General features: G+C 64.7%; 17 protein-coding genes. 5 read left to right on the top strand and 12 right to left on the bottom strand.

Features of this window, described 5'->3' with window-relative positions:
- Positions 1 to 543: 543 nt before the first annotated feature.
- Positions 544 to 1,098 (bottom strand): peptidylprolyl isomerase, encoded by a 555-nt coding sequence (locus ACWNZ3_RS08095; RefSeq protein ID WP_496901775.1) that lies wholly within the window; start codon positions 1,096 to 1,098, stop codon positions 544 to 546.
- Entirely contained in the window at positions 1,091 to 1,597 is a 507-nt protein-coding gene (locus ACWNZ3_RS08090) for a peptidylprolyl isomerase (protein WP_114273261.1), read from the bottom strand. Before ACWNZ3_RS08090 ends, ACWNZ3_RS08095 begins: the two co-directional genes overlap by 8 nt.
- A 129-nt stretch (positions 1,598 to 1,726) precedes the next feature.
- Here ACWNZ3_RS08090 and ACWNZ3_RS08085 point away from each other — a divergent pair, with 129 nt between their 5' ends.
- From ACWNZ3_RS08085 to ACWNZ3_RS08065, 5 genes are all read left to right on the top strand, one after another.
- A complete protein-coding gene (locus ACWNZ3_RS08085) occupies positions 1,727 to 2,914 on the top strand; it encodes a phosphoglycerate kinase (RefSeq protein ID WP_496901774.1) in 1,188 nt (395 codons plus the stop codon).
- Between the two features lie 170 nt (positions 2,915 to 3,084).
- Positions 3,085 to 3,384, top strand: a complete 300-nt coding sequence (locus ACWNZ3_RS08080) for an FtsB family cell division protein (RefSeq protein WP_114273264.1) — start codon at positions 3,085 to 3,087, stop codon at positions 3,382 to 3,384.
- Positions 3,385 to 3,523: 139 nt separating this feature from the next.
- Complete coding sequence (gene pdhA / locus ACWNZ3_RS08075) at positions 3,524 to 4,534, top strand: pyruvate dehydrogenase (acetyl-transferring) E1 component subunit alpha (protein WP_269364312.1); 1,011 nt, start codon at positions 3,524 to 3,526, stop codon at positions 4,532 to 4,534.
- A 4-nt stretch (positions 4,535 to 4,538) separates the two neighbouring features.
- On the top strand, positions 4,539 to 5,924 hold the full coding sequence (locus ACWNZ3_RS08070; RefSeq protein ID WP_496901773.1) for a pyruvate dehydrogenase complex E1 component subunit beta: 1,386 nt from the start codon (positions 4,539 to 4,541) through the stop codon (positions 5,922 to 5,924).
- An 11-nt stretch (positions 5,925 to 5,935) separates the two neighbouring features.
- Positions 5,936 to 7,249 (top strand): pyruvate dehydrogenase complex dihydrolipoamide acetyltransferase, encoded by a 1,314-nt coding sequence (locus ACWNZ3_RS08065; RefSeq protein WP_496901772.1) that lies wholly within the window; start codon positions 5,936 to 5,938, stop codon positions 7,247 to 7,249.
- Between the two features lie 163 nt (positions 7,250 to 7,412).
- On the opposite strand, the gene cysE is transcribed toward ACWNZ3_RS08065, so the two are convergent.
- The 10 genes from cysE to ACWNZ3_RS08015 all read right to left on the bottom strand — a co-directional run bounded on the left by cysE (position 7,413) and on the right by ACWNZ3_RS08015 (position 16,116).
- On the bottom strand, positions 7,413 to 8,225 hold the full coding sequence (cysE, locus tag ACWNZ3_RS08060) for a serine O-acetyltransferase (protein WP_269364318.1): 813 nt from the start codon (positions 8,223 to 8,225) through the stop codon (positions 7,413 to 7,415).
- Positions 8,226 to 8,298: 73 nt separating this feature from the next.
- Complete coding sequence (locus ACWNZ3_RS08055) at positions 8,299 to 8,622, bottom strand: DUF7742 family protein (RefSeq protein WP_269364320.1); 324 nt, start codon at positions 8,620 to 8,622, stop codon at positions 8,299 to 8,301.
- The gene (locus tag ACWNZ3_RS08050) at positions 8,622 to 12,551 is read right to left on the bottom strand and encodes a baseplate multidomain protein megatron (protein WP_496901771.1); all 3,930 of its coding nucleotides are present in this window, start codon (positions 12,549 to 12,551) and stop codon (positions 8,622 to 8,624) included. Before ACWNZ3_RS08050 ends, ACWNZ3_RS08055 begins: the two co-directional genes overlap by 1 nt.
- Positions 12,551 to 12,985, bottom strand: a complete 435-nt coding sequence (locus ACWNZ3_RS08045) for an NlpC/P60 family protein (RefSeq protein ID WP_269364323.1) — start codon at positions 12,983 to 12,985, stop codon at positions 12,551 to 12,553. The genes ACWNZ3_RS08050 and ACWNZ3_RS08045 overlap by 1 nt, the downstream gene beginning before the upstream one ends.
- Entirely contained in the window at positions 12,982 to 13,869 is an 888-nt protein-coding gene (locus ACWNZ3_RS08040; RefSeq protein ID WP_496901770.1) for a phage/gene transfer agent baseplate hub protein, read from the bottom strand. Before ACWNZ3_RS08040 ends, ACWNZ3_RS08045 begins: the two co-directional genes overlap by 4 nt.
- Positions 13,869 to 14,501, bottom strand: a complete 633-nt coding sequence (locus ACWNZ3_RS08035; RefSeq protein WP_496901769.1) for a phage distal tail protein, Rcc01695 family — start codon at positions 14,499 to 14,501, stop codon at positions 13,869 to 13,871. The genes ACWNZ3_RS08040 and ACWNZ3_RS08035 overlap by 1 nt, the downstream gene beginning before the upstream one ends.
- Before the next feature lie 14 nt (positions 14,502 to 14,515).
- A complete protein-coding gene (locus tag ACWNZ3_RS08030; protein ID WP_496901768.1) occupies positions 14,516 to 15,172 on the bottom strand; it encodes an RcGTA-type gene transfer agent tail tape measure protein in 657 nt (218 codons plus the stop codon).
- Complete coding sequence (locus ACWNZ3_RS08025) at positions 15,165 to 15,377, bottom strand: rcc01693 family protein (RefSeq protein WP_269364331.1); 213 nt, start codon at positions 15,375 to 15,377, stop codon at positions 15,165 to 15,167. The genes ACWNZ3_RS08030 and ACWNZ3_RS08025 overlap by 8 nt, the downstream gene beginning before the upstream one ends.
- Positions 15,374 to 15,688: a gene transfer agent family protein gene (locus ACWNZ3_RS08020; RefSeq protein WP_496901767.1), complete on the bottom strand. Its 315-nt coding sequence runs from the start codon at positions 15,686 to 15,688 to the stop codon at positions 15,374 to 15,376. Before ACWNZ3_RS08020 ends, ACWNZ3_RS08025 begins: the two co-directional genes overlap by 4 nt.
- Before the next feature lie 2 nt (positions 15,689 to 15,690).
- A complete protein-coding gene (locus tag ACWNZ3_RS08015) occupies positions 15,691 to 16,116 on the bottom strand; it encodes a phage major tail protein, TP901-1 family (protein ID WP_114273276.1) in 426 nt (141 codons plus the stop codon).
- Positions 16,117 to 16,139 lie beyond the last annotated feature (23 nt).

The raw sequence follows: 16,139 nt of genomic DNA, 5'->3' as shown, positions 1-16,139 counted from the left end.
CGGCCCTCAGGTTTCGGGACGCCTAGGCTCTATTGGCCCGGCCTCGACCGTCGCCGACGGGTGACTGGTTGGCAACAGCGCGGACTTTGCTGCCAACCACCACCAAAGCCCGGAACAAGCCGAAGGCGCCGGGCCATCGCCTGTCCGCCGGTCGCACCAAAGGTGCGCCGTTGATCGTCTGCATGCCTTTGGCATGACGGGTAGGCGATTTGGTGAGGCTGGGTGTTCTCCCGATAGGACTCATCATGGTTGAGAAATAAAGTGCCACCGACACAAGTCGGTATCGCTCACCCCGCCCGGCGCAAGCCGGGCATCGCCCGACCTCCCCCCGGAGGGCGATTTTGCAGCCTCCGCCAAACCATGACCGGCCTGCGGGCCGAGATGTTCCCTGCCACACTTAAGTTCGGAACGCCCTCCAGGTCGGGCGATACCCGGCTTGCGCCCCACGACACGTTGATCTCAGAACCTCCCTTCCCACACCACCTCCCCAAACGCAAAAGGGCGGACCAAACGGCCCGCCCCTTGCTTTGCCTGCAGCACAGATCACTCGGTCACGGTGACCTTGCGCATCACGTCCGGCGTGCCCTCGACAGCGCCATTGCCGCCGGTGCCGCGTTTGATCGCGTCCACCACGTCCTGGCCGCCGGTCACCCGGCCGACCACGGTGTATTGGCCGTTCAGGAAATGCCCCTCGTCGAACATGATGAAGAACTGGCTGTTGGCCGAATCCGGGTTCTGCGCCCGGGCCATGCCCACGACACCCTTGTCAAAGGGCGTGTCGGAGAACTCGGCCGGCACGTCCGGCATATCGGAGCCGCCCATGCCCGCGCGGGACATGTCGCCGCCTTCCTTGCCGAATTCCACATCGCCGGTCTGCGCCATGAAACCGTCAATCACCCGGTGGAACACGACGCCGTCATAGGCCCCCTGCTCTGCCAGCGTGGTGATGCGCTCCACATGCTGGGGTGCGAGGTCCTCCAGCAGGTCGATGGTCACGGTGCCATTGGCCTCGCCCTCGACCACGATTTCAAGCCCGGTGGCCAGCGCGGGGCCGGCGGCAAAGGTGGCGCACAGGCCACAGAGGATCAGCTTACGCATCCGCGGCAACCTTGACGCTGATCATGCGGTCCGGCTGGGCGGGCGGCTCGCCCTTGGCGATGGCATCCACATGCTCCATCCCCGACACCACCTGACCGTAAACGGTATACTGGCCGTTCAGGAAATCATTGTCCTTGAAGTTGATGAAGAACTGGCTGTTGGCACTGTCGGGATTGGCCGAACGCGCCGCACCCAGCGAGCCGCGTGCATGCGGCACCTTGGAGAATTCGGCAGGCACATTGCCCAGATCCGACCCGCCGGTGCCTGCCATCCGCAGGTTGAAACCGTCTTCCATGTTGCCATGTTCCACATCGCCGGTCTGGGCCATGAACCCGTCGATCACCCGGTGAAAACAGACGTTGTCATATTTGCCCGCCCGGGCCAGTTCCTTCATCCGCGCGACGTGCTTGGGGGCGACATCCGGCAGCAGTTCGATGGTCACGGTGCCACCTTTCAGCTCCATCAGGATCGTATTTTCGGGGTCTTTGATCTCGGCCATGCGGGTCTCCTTCGCAAAATTGGTTGAGCGATACCTAAGGTCGATTGTGCCGATTGCCAAGCAGATGCATTGACCCCCGCGCCTGATATGGCAAAAGACAGCCAGCATATTTGAAACCGGAGGCACGGCATGGGCTGGAAGACATTGGACGACATGGAACTCGGCGGCAGGACAGTGCTGGTGCGCGTCGACATCAATGTGCCGGTGGAGGATGGCCGCGTCACCGATGCCACCCGCATCGAACGGATCGTGCCCACCGTCGCGGATATCCTTGCCGCAGGCGGCAAGCCCCTGCTGCTGGCGCATTTCGGCCGCCCCAAGGGCAAGGTGGTGCCGGAGATGTCGCTGAAACCGCTGCTGCCCGCGCTTGAGGGCGCGCTGGGACGTTCCGTCGCCCTGATCGACAGTCTTGAAACCGCCGAGCAGGGGCTGAACGCGGACGCCGATGTGCTGCTGCTGGAAAACATCCGCTTCTACCCCGGGGAAGAGGCCAATGACGAAGGCTTCGCCCGCCGCCTCGCCGCGCTGGGGGACATCTATTGCAACGATGCCTTTTCCGCCGCGCACCGCGCCCATGCCTCGACCGAGGCGCTGGCGCGGCTGCTGCCCGCCTGCGCAGGCCGTCTGATGCAGGCCGAGCTGAGCGCGCTGGAAGCCGCCCTTGCCACCCCGGAACGCCCGGTGGGCGCGGTGGTGGGCGGGGCCAAGGTCTCGACCAAGATCGAATTGCTGGAGAACCTCGTGAACCGGCTCGATGTGCTGGTGATCGGCGGCGGCATGGCCAACACCTTTCTTGCGGCCCTTGGTGCCGACATGGGCGCGTCGCTGAAAGAGCCGGATTTCTACGGCACCGCCAGGGACATCCTGGCGCAGGCGGACAAGGCCGGATGCCGGGTGATCCTGCCGGTCGACGGGCTGGTGGCGCGCGCATTCGCCGAAGGGGCCGCGCATGAGGTCATGGCCCTGGGCCCGGATGCAAAACTGGCAGCGGACCAGATGGTGCTGGATGCGGGCCCGGAAAGCATCGCCGTGCTGCAAGCGGCCTTTGCCGGGCTGAAGACCCTGATCTGGAACGGCCCGATGGGGGCCTTTGAAATCGCCCCCTTCGACACCGCCACCGTTGCCGCCGCACAGGCCGCCGCGCGCCAGACCCGCGCCGGCACGCTGATCTCCGTCGCGGGCGGCGGTGACACCGTTGCCGCCCTCAACCAGGCCGGTGTGGCCGATGATTTCACCTATATCTCCACCGCGGGGGGCGCTTTCCTGGAATGGATGGAAGGCAAGGAACTGCCCGGCGTCGCGGCGCTGAACAGCTGAAACAGGCATTCGGCGGCCAATCCCGCCGCCCTGCCCCCGGTGTTGCCCGTGCAATGACCGGTATATTCATGTCAAAAAACTGATCTGCGCACACAGAGGGGATTCCCTTGGCGAATCACCTGTGTCATACTCCCGTCACGTCCACCAAGAGACGATTTGAGGCAGACCAGATGACACGCACCGCACGCCCGGCTTTCGGCACATTGCTGTTCTTTGCGATTGCATTCGCGCTCAGCCTCTATTTCACCTTTGCCGCCGTCCAGGGCGATTACGGCCTGTTCCGCCGCGCCGAAATCCTCGCCGAAAGCCAGGAGTTGCGCAGCCAGCTGTCCACAGTACGCATGGATGTGGCGCGTATGGAGAACCTGACCAAGCGCATGTCGGACGATTACCTGGACCTGGATCTGGTCGACGAACAGGTGCGCCGGGTGCTCGGCATGGTGCGCCCTGATGAAATTGTAATCAGATAAGCCTCAAACGCACGGATTTTCGCCCGGTTGCACGCGTGCAGAAAACCGCTCTACACTTCTGTCACCGAATCCGCTACAGAATAGTTTAACGCTAAACTAATTGCGCAGCCCGCCACCCGCGCGCACTGAGGAGATGCCCATGGCCGCCAGAAAAACCACCAGGAAACCCAATGTTTCGGCAGACGAGCTGAAAGCCTATTACAAGGACATGCTGCTGATCCGGCGGTTCGAGGAAAAAGCAGGCCAGCTTTACGGCATGGGCCTGATCGGTGGTTTCTGCCACCTCTATATCGGACAGGAAGCCGTGGTTGTCGGCCTTGAGGCCACCACCAAGGAAGGCGACAGCCGCATCACCACCTACCGCGACCACGGCCATATGCTGGCCTGCGGCATGGATCCCAACGGGGTGATGGCCGAACTCACCGGCCGCGAAGGCGGCTATTCACGCGGCAAGGGCGGCTCCATGCACATGTTCTCGAAAGAGAAACGCTTTTACGGCGGCCATGGCATCGTGGGCGCCAACGTGCCGCTGGGTGCGGGCATCGCATTTGCCGACAAATACAAGGGCAACGACCACGTCACCTTCACCTACTTCGGGGACGGTGCCGCCAACCAGGGCCAGGTCTATGAGGCCTTCAACATGGCGGCCCTGTGGAAACTGCCGGTGATCTTCGTGATCGAGAACAACCAATACGCCATGGGCACATCGCAGCAACGCTCCACCTCCTCCGCCGAGATCTGGGAACGCGGCAAGGCCTTCGGCATCCCCGGCGAGGCCGTCGATGGCATGGATGTGTTGGCGGTGAAGGAAGCGGGCGACAAGGCGGTCGCGCACTGCCGCGCCGCCAAGGGCCCCTATATCCTTGAAATCAAGACCTACCGCTATCGCGGCCACTCCATGTCGGACCCCGCGAAATACCGCACCCGCGAAGAGGTGCAGAAGATGCGCGACGAACGCGACCCGATCGAGGCCGTGCGCAACCTGTTGCTGACCGGCAAACATGCCAGTGAAGAGGACCTGAAAGCCATCGACAAGGACATCAAGAAAGTCGTGAACGACAGCGCCGAATTCGCCAAGGAAAGCCCCGAGCCCGCACTTGATGAGCTGTGGACCGATATCTACGCAACCGAAGTCCCGCAGGAGGCATAAGACTATGGCAACCGAAATTCTCATGCCCGCCCTCTCGCCCACCATGGAAGAAGGCACCCTGGCCAAATGGCTGGTCAAGGAGGGTGACACCGTCGCCTCCGGCGACATCATGGCCGAGATCGAGACCGACAAGGCCACGATGGAATTCGAAGCGGTGGACGAAGGTACCATCGGCAAGATCCTGATCGCCGAAGGCACCGAAGGGGTCAAGGTGAACACCCCCATCGCCATTCTTCTGGAAGAAGGCGAAAGCGCGGATGACATCGACACCGCCGCCAAACCCGAAGCACCGGCAGCAGCCCCCGCCGCCGATGACGCGTCGCAAAAATCCGCAGCGGCCCCGGCAGAGGCCAGGTCGCACCCCGAACCCAGGGTCGATACAACCCCCGACTGGCCCGAAGGCACCACGCTGAAGAAACAGACGGTCCGCGAAGCCCTGCGCGACGGCATGGCCGAGGAAATGCGCCGCGACGAAAACGTCTTCCTGATGGGCGAGGAAGTTGCCGAATATCAGGGCGCCTACAAGATCTCCCAGGGTCTGCTGGATGAATTCGGCTCCAAACGCGTGATCGACACGCCGATCACCGAACATGGTTTTGCCGGCATCGGTGTCGGCGCCTCCTGGGGCGGTCTGCGCCCGATCGTCGAATTCATGACCTGGAACTTCGCCATGCAGGCGATCGACCAGATCATCAACTCCGCCGCCAAGACGCTCTATATGTCCGGTGGTCAGATGGGCTCGCCCATGGTGTTCCGTGGCCCCAACGGTGCCGCCGCCCGCGTCGGCGCGCAGCACAGCCAGGATTACGCCGCCTGGTACATGCAGATCCCCGGCCTGAAAGTGGCGATGCCCTATTCCGCCTCGGACTACAAAGGCCTGATGAAAACCGCGATCCGCGATCCCAACCCGGTGATCTTCCTGGAGAACGAAATCCTCTATGGCCGCAGTTTCGACGTGCCCGAGATCGAGGATTACACGGTTCCCTTCGGCAAGGCCCGGATCTGGCGCGAGGGCGACGACGTGACCATCGTCAGCTTCGGCATCGGCATGAGCTATGCCCTGCAAGCCGCTGACAAACTTGCAGAAGAAGGCATAATGGCCGAGGTCATCGACCTGCGCACCCTGCGCCCGATGGATACCGACAGCATCATCAAATCGGTGATGAAGACAAACCGCTGCGTCACGGTGGAAGAAGGCTGGCCGCAAGGCTCGGTCGGCAATTACATCTCAAGTGTCATCATGCAGCAGGCCTTCGATTATCTCGATGCCCCGGTGATCAACTGCACCGGCAAGGATGTCCCGATGCCCTATGCGGCCAATCTTGAGAAACACGCGCTGGTGACCACCGACGAGGTCATCGAAGCCGTCAAAAAAGTCACCTACAAGTAAGGAGCGGACAGATGCCAACAGAAATCCTCATGCCCGCCCTCTCGCCCACCATGGAAGAAGGCACGCTTGCCAAATGGCTGGTCAAGGAGGGCGATACCGTCGCCTCCGGCGATGTGATGTGCGAGATCGAGACCGACAAGGCCACGATGGAATTCGAAGCCGTGGACGAAGGGGTGATCGGCAAGATCCTCGTGACCGACGGCACCGAAGGGGTCAAGGTCAACACCCCCATCGCCGTGCTGCTGGAAGAGGGCGAAAGCGCCGATGACATCGGTGACACCCCCGCACCCGCAAAGGTCGAAGCCCCGAAAGAGGATGCGCCAAAGGCGGCACCCGAAGCCGCCAGGCCCGAGACCGCTGCCGCCCCACCTGCCCCCAAAGGCGGTGACGGCAACCGCATCTTTGCCTCGCCGCTGGCCCGTCGCATCGCGGCGGACAAGGGGCTGGACCTTTCCGGCGTCACCGGCTCCGGCCCGCATGGCCGCATCGTCAAGGCCGATGTCGAAGGGCTCTCCGCCTCCGACACGCCCAAAACCGCCGCCTCCCAACCTGCCGAGGCCGCTGCCGCTGCGCCCAGGGCCGCGGCCCCGGCCGGCCCCTCCGCAGATGCCATCGCCAAGATGTACGAAGGCCGCGACTACGAGGAAGTCAAACTCGACGGCATGCGCCGCACCATCGCCGCGCGCCTGACCGAAGCCAAGCAGACCGTGCCGCATTTTTACCTGCGCCGCGACATCCAGCTTGACGCGCTGATGGCCTTCCGCGCCCAGCTGAACAAACAGCTTGAAGCACGGGGCGTGAAGCTCAGCGTCAATGACTTCATCATCAAGGCCTGCGCCCTGGCGCTGCAGGAGGTCCCGGAGGCCAACGCCGTCTGGGCAGGCGACAAGGTGTTCAAGCTCAAACCCTCCGACGTCGCCGTCGCCGTGGCCATCGAAGGCGGGCTGTTCACCCCGGTCCTGAAAGACGCCGAGATGAAATCCCTCTCCGCCCTCTCGGCCGAGATGAAGGATCTCGCCACCCGCGCCCGCGACCGCAAGCTGGCGCCGCATGAATACCAGGGCGGCAGCTTTGCCATCTCCAACCTCGGCATGTTCGGCATCGATAACTTCGATGCGGTCATCAACCCGCCCCATGGCGCGATCCTGGCCGTGGGTGCAGGGGTGAAAAAGCCGGTGGTGGATGCCGAAGGCCAGGTCAGCGTGGCCACGGTCATGTCGGTCACCCTCTCGGTCGATCACCGCGTCATCGACGGTGCCCTGGGCGCGCAGCTTCTGAACGCGATCAAGGCCAACCTCGAATCGCCGATGACCATGCTCGCCTGATCCCTTTTTGGCAGGCATATATCCTCGGGGAGTGTGAGGGGCAGACAGCCCCTCACCCGCCGCGTCAGGGACGCGGCCGTGATCATGCAAAAGCCGGGGCGCACGCGCGCCCCGGCTTTTTCAATTCTTCACTTTTTGAATTCTTCACAATGTCAGCTGGCAGTCAGACGCTCTTGGTCCCGAACATGTGATCCATCAGCACCGACGGCTGATCACAGCCCGCCTCGCCCACGATCTTCGCCGGGATGCCCGCGACGGTCTTGCAGGGCGGCACTTCCTCCAGCACCACGGAGCCCGCCGCGATCCGGCTGCAATGGCCCACCTTGATGTTGCCCAACACCTTGGCCCCGGCCCCGATCAGCACGCCATCGCCAATCTTGGGGTGACGGTCCTCTTCTTCCTTGCCGGTCCCGCCCAGCGTCACCGAATGCAGCATCGACACGTTGTCGCCCACCACCGCCGTCTCACCGATGACAATCGAATGGGCATGGTCGATCATGATCCCCTTGCCGATCCGCGCCGCGGGGTGAATATCCACCCCGAAAATCTCGCTCACCCGCATCTGCACGAAATAGGCCAGGTCGCGCTTGCCCTTCTTCCACAGGTGATGCCCCACGCGGTACGCCTGAACCGCCTGATAGCCCTTGAAATAGAGGATCGGCTGCACCAGCCGGTGACAGGCCGGGTCGCGCTCGTAAATCGCCACCAGATCGGCGCGCGCCGCTTCAACCAGACCGGGGTCCTCGGCAATCGCCTCATCCACGATCTCGCGCACCACGACCATCGACATCTCATTCGACGCCAGCTTTGCCGCAATCCGGTAGGACAGCGCCTTTTCGATGGATTTATGGTGCAGGATACAGGCATGCACAAAGCCGCCGATCAGCGGCTCATCCTTCACCGCCTGCTGGGCTTCATGCTGGATCTGCTGCCAGACCGGGTCAACGCTGGAGATATTTCTGCGGGGTTCGGCCATAACATCACGTCCTTTGCTGCGCTCAGACTACCTCATGCCGCATCAGAAAACCAATGGCAAACCCGTGATGCAACTAATTTCCCATGTGTGCATGTAAGCCCTGCTTGCAAGAGGCAGCCGCGCATTTTTCCAGGACCGCCGTGACAACCATCTGAAAACACGCGCAATCCTCCGCGTCATCAAAGCGGCCCGGCGGGGCAAGCCGCCGCGCCCCGGCGGCGGCCAGCAAGGTGCCATTGCCCCAAAGCGGATGCACCCGCCCCAATCGCCGGGTGTGGCGGTCGGCCCAATCCGCCTCCAGGAACAACCGCGCACAAAGCGCCGCGCGCTGTGGCGCGGGCACCGCCCGCAGGGCCCGCGCCGCCGTCCGGACATCGCTCAGCAGCACCGCGCGCATCAGCCGCCCACCACCCGCGTCTCCGCCAGCCCCGGCCCATAGACCGCCGAGATCTGCGCCACCGAGACCTCGAAGGGCAAGGTCAGACCATCGGTATCCTGATCCGCCGCGCTATAGGTCCAGCCCGGCGCATCCACCTGTTGTTCGCGCAGGATGCTGCCACCCGCCGTGATGCGCAGCAGATAGCGCTCGCTCTCCTCGCCCAATGGCACCTCCGGCACCTCCCAGGCATCGCCGTTCAGCCGCGTCCGCCTGATCCAGCTCACATCAAAGCTGCTGTCCGCCTGTTTGACGACCCCCAGGTGACAGGGGCTCAGCGGGCGCTGCCCGTTTCCGGCAAAGGCCGTCACCAGATGGCGATAGGACGGATCGTCATAGCCGCGCCGCGCGGGCCCGATGCGGAAATGCTGTGCCACCTGGCGCAGGTTCGGGCTGAAATCAATCTGCTGCGGCCTGCCATCCAGCAGGACAAAGCGCGACCCGGCGGGCCAGACCGGCGGCATCAGCGCGTCACTCCCCGCCTGCCCCCGCAGCCGCCCCGACAGCCAGTAGACCCCCGGTGCGACCAAAGTCGCTGTCCGGAACTGGAACAACTCCCAGTTGTCCGCCGATCCGTCTCCGATCGCGGCCAGGTTCGCCCCGCTCAACAATGCCTCTTCGGTCACCGATTCCAGCGTGCCGGCAGTCAGCCTGACCTCCAGGGCATCGCCCCGGTCGATCAACCCCGGCGATGCCGCTGCCAGATCGTTCAGGGTCACGCCAATGGTGCTGCGCGCGGGCAATATCCCGTTCAGCCGGTAATTGGCATCGGTGCTCGACTGATAGACCGCAACCGCCCCCGGCCAGGGCTGCGCCGTCGCCGCCAGATGCGGCGCATACGGCACCTCGTCGCCGCGCAGCAGCGGCAGGTCCATGAAATAGGGCTGCACCGGCACCGGCGCTGCAAAGGGCCGCAATGGCACCAGCTCATCCGTGAGCTCAGCGGCATCATAGACCTCCGGCTCGATCCGCACCGCGTCCACCAGCTGCAGGTCCGATTGCTCCACCCGGTCGATCCGGTAAAGCGCCGCGCCCTCCTGCCCCTCACCCGGCAGTTCAATCACATCCCCCGCGCCCAGCGCGAGCCTTGAGGGCGGTAAGGCCAGCCGCAGATGCCCGCGTGCCACCCGCGCCTCCACCAGCCAGCGTTCGGCCACCTGTCGGCCCTCGGCCCGGGTCAGCGCCATGTTCAGCTCTGATGCCGCAACCGCATGGGTCGCCTCATCGGGCAGAACCGCCTCCTCCGCAATGGTGTCAAAATTGCCATCCGCCTGCACGAAGCGCAGCCGCACCCGGCCCGAGATTTCGGCCTCCGCCTCGCGCAGCTGTTCGCTTACCCCGTCCAGTTCCTCGCTGACCGCCAGCAGCGCCGGGTCCAGCACCTGCGGCGTCCGCCCGTCCCGAGACCGGAAGGACAGCACCCCATCCCGCTCGACCGCATCGAAACCGTGGCGCAGCATCAGCGGCTGCAGCGCCGTCCGCGCATCCGCCACCTGATCCACGACATAGCCGCGCACATATCCATGCAGCCCCTGCGTGCTGAACGCATCCAGCCCCGCCCGCCTGCAGATCTCCCCCACCACAGAGGCCAGCGTGCGGGCCGAGCTGCGCCCGTTGATCCAGTGACCGCGCGCATAATTCTGCCCGTCGCTCCACAGATCGCGGTTGTTGGGAAAGAACGGATAGGGCCGCACGTCCCAGGCCCAGACAAAGGCCCGCGTCATGTCCAGCATCCGCCCCTCATATTCCGAAGACTGCGGATTATGCGCCGGATCATCCCAGTAGGAGGAGATCGCCCGCAGATACTGCATCTGCATCAGATCATCGCGCGCCCCCGTCGAATAGCGCGGCAAAGCACTTTCCGAACTTTTCTGATCCAGAAACTTGTTCGGCTCATTGGCCCCCTTGTCCACCGCCGCACAGCCATATTCCGTAAACCAGATCGGCTTCGATGCAGGCACCCAATCCGTCGGGTTCTCCTGCCGCAGGCCCCCCAGCCGCTCATGATGCGCATTCTGCCACCAGTTGCGGATGTCCTTGTAGCGGTAGACCCAGGGTTCATCATAGGCGCCATCGGTGATCTCCGTCCGGATCTGCGCCGCCCGGGCCTCGGGCGAATGATAATAGAAATCATAGCCTTCGCCGCCCTCGATGTTCCCGCGCAGGTAATCCAGGTCATGGATCGCATCGTGATCCTGCGCATCCAGATGATCCTCGCCTTCGCGCCAGTCCGCCAGCGGCATGTAATTGTCGATCCCGATGAAATCGACGTTGTCATCCGCCCAGAGCGGATCAAGGTGAAAGTACAGGTCGCCGCTGCCGTCCTGCGGCTGATAGCCGAAATATTCGGACCAATCCGCCGCATAGCTGATCTTGACCTGCGGCCCCAGCAGGGCACGCACCTCCCCCGCCAGCGCCCGCAACCGCGCCACCGCAGGAAAGCTGTTGCCGCTGCCCCGGATCTGCGTCAGCCCCCGCATTTCCGAACTGATGCAAAAGGCCTCGACCCCGCCCGCAGCGGCACAAAGCGCCGCGTAATGCAGAATGAACCGCGACAAGGACCATTCATCCGGCCCGGAGTAGCTCACCGTCTCGCCCGACACGGCAAAATCCGCCGCCGTGACCGTGCCAAAGAACGCATCCACCTCTGCCTCGGCCCCGGCGGTGCCATCCGGGCTGCCGGGCCGTCCCGGTGCCTGCGACAGGGTGATGCGCCCGCGCCAGGGCAGTTTCGGCTGGCTGGTGGCATCGCTGTAGGGGTCGGGCAGGTTGTTCCCCTCCCCCTGATCCATCAGGATAAAGGGGTAGAACATCACCGCCTTGCCCGCCGCCGTCATCGCCTGAATGGCCTCGATCACCGAACGGTCCGTCGGCGTGCCACCATAGACCGGCCTGCCGTCCTGCCGGGCGATGACCTGCGCCGCGCTCCGGGTCAGCCCCGCCACCTGCCAGGCCATGTTTTCCCCTTCGATGGTGGGGTCTTCCACCTTGGGCCGGACGGTACATTCCCCACAGCGCAGGTCATCGCCGAACCAGGACACCACCAGCGATGCGGCTTCCAATTCGGGCAATTCCTCGCCCAGCGCCTCCAGCGACACGGCAAAATCCGCCTTGCCCTCCGGTGTGTTCACATTGGCGCTCCACCGCGCCTCTGCTCCATCGACGTAAGTTACATCTGTCGTGGCCAGCCCGCATTCCCCGGTTCCAGGGATCAGGGCGACACCGCGCACCCCATGGGTCGGCATATGCGCCCAACCCGGCGCGCCGCGCTGTTCGGGGCGCAACACCTCAAAGGAAAACTGCGGCACGCGGTTGCCGAAAGCCGCCAGCTGCAGGTCCTCCATCACCACATAGGCGGTCCCGCGATAGGCAGGCACCTGCCCCGCGCCCTCGATCGCCTCAATCACCGGGTCGGGCAATTGATCCGCTCCCCCGGTATAGACCCGCATGTTCAGATCGTCCCGGGCCACTTCCTCCCCATCGGCCCAGACCCGCCCGATGCCGGTGATCTCCCCCTCGCAAAGCGCGATGGCAAGGCTCACCGAATAGCTGTACTCGGTTGTCTGCGGCGTGGGCCGCGCCCCCTTGCCCCCGCCCGAGACATTCACCGCCTCCTGAAAATCCGACACCCAGATCACATGTCCGCCAATGCGCATCCGGCCATAGACCTGCGCCACCGGTTCCCCTTCGCCCGCGCGGGTCAGGCGAAACCGGTCCACCTTGCCGGTCTCGACTGCCTGCCCGCCCTGCCCCAGCAACCGCTGATCGACAAAGCGGCCCAGCGTCGCCCCCACGGCACGTCCGATGGCAACCGATGACAGCCCCGCCAGCGTGCCGCCGACAGAGCCACCCAATGCCGCACCCGCAGCCGAAAAAATCACCGTTGCCATCAACCGTCTCCTTGAGGAAATTCAAACCGCGCCACGATCCGCCGCGCCCAGGGGGCGCTCAGCGGGCTTTCCACCACACCACGCCCCGCATAGGCATGGATGAAGGCCGGTGCGCGGCCCGCCCGCGCCTGCAGCCCCAGATGTTTGGCCACCGATCCCGCCCGCATCCGGAACAGCAGCACATCGCCCGCCCGCGCCTGATCCAGCGGCCTGGCCCGCAGATGCCGCAGGGCGGCCGCCCACAACAGCTCCTCACCCTGCGGCTCGGACCAATCCATCGAATAGGCCGGCACCGCCTCGGGCTCCGCCCCCAGCACCTCGCGCCAGACCCCACGCAGAAGGCCCAGACAATCACAGCCCGCCCCCTTGCTGGCCTGCTGATGCACATAGGGCGTCCCGATCCAGCCGCGTGCGGCCTCCACGATCCGGCTCACCGCAGCGACCCGCCCGTGTTCGCCCCCGTTGACCGTGGCACCGCCACCACCCAGTCTTCGCCCGGCAAGTCCGGAAACCCCTGAAAATTCAGCAGGTTGTTGAATTTCAGTCGGCAGGTCTCCATCCGCTTGTCACAGCCCGCCACCAGCCTCACGGAGGTGCCCTCCGCCAGATCCCCCCGCAATGGCTCCCACAGCTCGATCACGCGCCGAGCACCGTCGAACCGGTCATGCTTGATCAACCCCCAGAGCCCCTGCGCGGTGCCGTCCAGCACCTCTAGCCGCCCCCGCGTGAACCACCCCGCCTCGAACCCCTGAAAGCTGTCCCAGGCAAAGATGCGGCCCTCTTCCACATCCCGCACATTCCGCGTCTCGACATAGCCCGGCGTCTCCAGCGCAAAACGACAGGTGCTGTCGCCCAACACCGCGGTACAGGGCTTCTGATAGACCCGCCCCTGCGGCTGGTTCAGCACCTCGGTCAACCCGCGCAATTCGGCGCGAAACGCCCCCCCAACCCGGCGCAATTCACCAATCGTACCGTGAAACTGCAGCTTGCGCTGGGATGTATCGGCCCAGTTGACCAGCCAGGCCTGCACCTGCGCCCCGTCAAACCGCCCCTGCTCGATCTCGTCCTCGCGCAGGGTCACGTCACTCAGCGCGCCCAGCGCCTCGGTGTTGTCCACCGCCAGCCCCGTGCTCTGCGCAATGGCCCTGGCGCTCAACCCGGTATCGGCGCGGAACAGCTCGCCCTCCATGACCAGCGGCACGTCGTGATCGGTAAAGGCAAAGCTGACCCCGTCCCGCCGCGTGATCCGCCAGGCATGACACAGCGTCGTATGCCCGCTCTCCAGATGCGCCTGCAGCGCCGCGCTCACCCCGGCCATCAGATCCGCACCTCGATGACAGGCACATCCGGCACCTGCCCGGCCTGAAAACTGGCAACCGAGGTCAGGATGCGGTCGGTGTCGAACCGGACGGGAACGTCAAATTCATAGCCCGCTCGGATTTCGATCTCCGGATCGGGCGGATGGGCAAAGCTGACGATGCCCGTGGTCAGATCCACCTCGTAATCAAGCCCCTCCTGCACTTCATCCTGCTCCAGCCCCAGGCGCACCGTGCCCGCAACCGGCTTGCGGATCGGGCGGAGATAGCTCTGCGCGCCGGAGCGATATGTCTTGACCAGCGGGAAGTCGGCTTTCACCCCGTCGCCATAGCCGATGGTCTGATCGTCAAAGGCAGGCTCCCGCGACGCCCGGCAGGATTTGTAATCCGCCCAATCCTTCCAGCGGAAACCATGCAGCTGCCCCATCCGCGCCTCGAAAAACCCGATCAGCAGCTGCAGATCGTCAATCGACCGCATCCCGAGACCCGCGTCATAGACCCTGCGCGAATGCGCCCAGGGGGTGTTGCGCTCTTCGAAGCCATTGGCCAGCGTCACCACATCCGTGCGCCGCTGCGGTCCGCCCATCGCGCCAAAGCTCAGGCTGGAGGGAAATCGTACCTCGTGAAATGCCATGATGCTGCTCCCTTCTATCTGTTGCGGTTGCCGGCACCCAGGGCGCGGCTCATCTGTGCCGCGATCTGCGACTGGCTGCGCTGGAAGCCCTGCACATCCGGCGTGGTGATGTTCATCACCACCGTGGTGCCGCCCCCGGCCCCGCGCACCCCCAGCTTGCCGTCACTGCCCCGCGCCAGCGGCATGATCGCCTCCGGCCCTGCCTCGCCCATCACGCCCGTGCCACCGCGCATCGGAAACGCCGTGGCCGAACTGACCACGCCGCCACTGGCAAAGGGCATCACCCGCCCCTGGCTGAAGGCGGCCCCATCGGCAAAGGGCAGGATGCCCTGCATGATGTTGCCCACCCCCTGAGAGATCAGCCCCCCGAAGTGATCGGTCACCGGGCGCATCGCCGCATTATAGGTCGTGCGCATCAGCGACTGGGCCACCGTGGTCAGCGCATCCGACAGTTTCATCCCGTCGAACACCACGCCATCAAAAGCCTTGCGCAACCCCTTGCTCAGGCCCCTCTCCAATGTCGCCACGTCTTTGCCAGTCGCGGCCAGCGACACCCGCATCCGCCCCAACTCACCGTCAAAGGCCGCCACCAGCCCACCGGTCTCGGCCAGCGTGCTGTTCAGCCCCTGCGCATTGTCCTCAAGCGCGTCCATGTCTTCAAACTCAGCCATCGCCGGTTTCCTTCCTCTGATCCGGATAGGCCGCCATCAGCGCCGCCAACCCATCGCTCAGCATCGGGGCCTGCGCGCCTGCGCGCCCCAGCATGATCTGCAGTTCCACCGGGGTCAGCGCCCAGAACACATCCGGGCTCAGCCGCAGCCCATGCAGCCCCGCCCGCATCAGCGCACCCCAGTCCAGAGATTGCCCGCTGCTCACTCCGGCACCACAAAGGCCCGCGCCAGCAGCTCCGCCGCCGCCCGCGCCGCCGCCATCGGCCCGCCTCCGATCTCCGCCTGCGCGAGGGCGGCATCGCTGATCCGCGCCCCCCCGCCACGCAGCCCCGCCCCCAGCAGCGCCACAACATCGCGGCTGGCAAAGCTGTTGCTCTCGAAGCGTTCCACCAAGGCCACCAGCGACCCCGCCTTTAGCGCCTCTTCCAGCTCGGCCAGCGCCCCCAGCGTGAGCCGCGCCACATGGCGCTGCCCGTCAATGACAACCGCCACATCCCCCCGCCACCGGTTGGCCATGCTCAGACCTCCGTGGCATCGGGCGTGAACGCCAGTTCACCCGCCGACATCAGGCTGACCTCGAATGTCGCCTCGCCGTTCAGCGACCCGGCATACTCCAGCGCCGTCACCTGGAACGGCCCCTGCACGACGCCAAAATCAGGAATGATGATCTGGAAATCCGGCGTCAGCCCGTCAAAGAACAACTGTCGCGCCCGTTCATCGGTGCCCGCATCGCGAAACACCCCCGATCCGCTGATCGCGGCCGAACGTACCCCCGCCCCCACCAGCAATTCCCGCCAGCCCCCGGCACTGTCGAGCGTGGTGACATCCACGGTCTCCGCATTGAAACTCACCCGCGTGGCGCGCAGCCCGGCAATGGTCTCGAATTGCCCGTCACTTGTCATGTCCACCTTGACCAAAAGGTCCTTACCAGCTTGAACAGCCATTTCACGTCTCCTGCTTGATCCCG

Source organism: Sulfitobacter sp. IGS-18 (assembly GCF_059628195.1).
Note: the sequence above shows the minus strand (reverse complement) of the source record. Positions and strands in the feature narration are given on the sequence as shown.

Bases quoted from the DNA above. Each gene is read 5' to 3' on its own strand.
- ACWNZ3_RS08040 (WP_496901770.1), bottom strand. From the start codon at position 13,869: ATGGCCGGGGTGAGCGCGGCGCTGCAGGCGCATCTGGAGAGCGGGCAT.
- ACWNZ3_RS08090 (WP_114273261.1), bottom strand. From the start codon at position 1,597: ATGGCCGAGATCAAAGACCCCGAAAATACGATCCTGATGGAGCTGAAA.
- ACWNZ3_RS08080 (WP_114273264.1), top strand. From the start codon at position 3,085: ATGACACGCACCGCACGCCCGGCTTTCGGCACATTGCTGTTCTTTGCG.
- ACWNZ3_RS08020 (WP_496901767.1), bottom strand. From the start codon at position 15,688: ATGGCCAACCGGTGGCGGGGGGATGTGGCGGTTGTCATTGACGGGCAG.
- ACWNZ3_RS08065 (WP_496901772.1), top strand. From the start codon at position 5,936: ATGCCAACAGAAATCCTCATGCCCGCCCTCTCGCCCACCATGGAAGAA.
- ACWNZ3_RS08085 (WP_496901774.1), top strand. From the start codon at position 1,727: ATGGGCTGGAAGACATTGGACGACATGGAACTCGGCGGCAGGACAGTG.
- ACWNZ3_RS08035 (WP_496901769.1), bottom strand. From the start codon at position 14,501: ATGGCATTTCACGAGGTACGATTTCCCTCCAGCCTGAGCTTTGGCGCG.
- ACWNZ3_RS08095 (WP_496901775.1), bottom strand. From the start codon at position 1,098: ATGCGTAAGCTGATCCTCTGTGGCCTGTGCGCCACCTTTGCCGCCGGC.
- ACWNZ3_RS08030 (WP_496901768.1), bottom strand. From the start codon at position 15,172: ATGGCTGAGTTTGAAGACATGGACGCGCTTGAGGACAATGCGCAGGGG.
- ACWNZ3_RS08055 (WP_269364320.1), bottom strand. From the start codon at position 8,622: ATGCGCGCGGTGCTGCTGAGCGATGTCCGGACGGCGGCGCGGGCCCTG.
- cysE (WP_269364318.1), bottom strand. From the start codon at position 8,225: ATGGCCGAACCCCGCAGAAATATCTCCAGCGTTGACCCGGTCTGGCAG.
- ACWNZ3_RS08015 (WP_114273276.1), bottom strand. From the start codon at position 16,116: ATGGCTGTTCAAGCTGGTAAGGACCTTTTGGTCAAGGTGGACATGACA.
- ACWNZ3_RS08070 (WP_496901773.1), top strand. From the start codon at position 4,539: ATGGCAACCGAAATTCTCATGCCCGCCCTCTCGCCCACCATGGAAGAA.
- ACWNZ3_RS08050 (WP_496901771.1), bottom strand. From the start codon at position 12,551: ATGGCAACGGTGATTTTTTCGGCTGCGGGTGCGGCATTGGGTGGCTCT.
- pdhA (WP_269364312.1), top strand. From the start codon at position 3,524: ATGGCCGCCAGAAAAACCACCAGGAAACCCAATGTTTCGGCAGACGAG.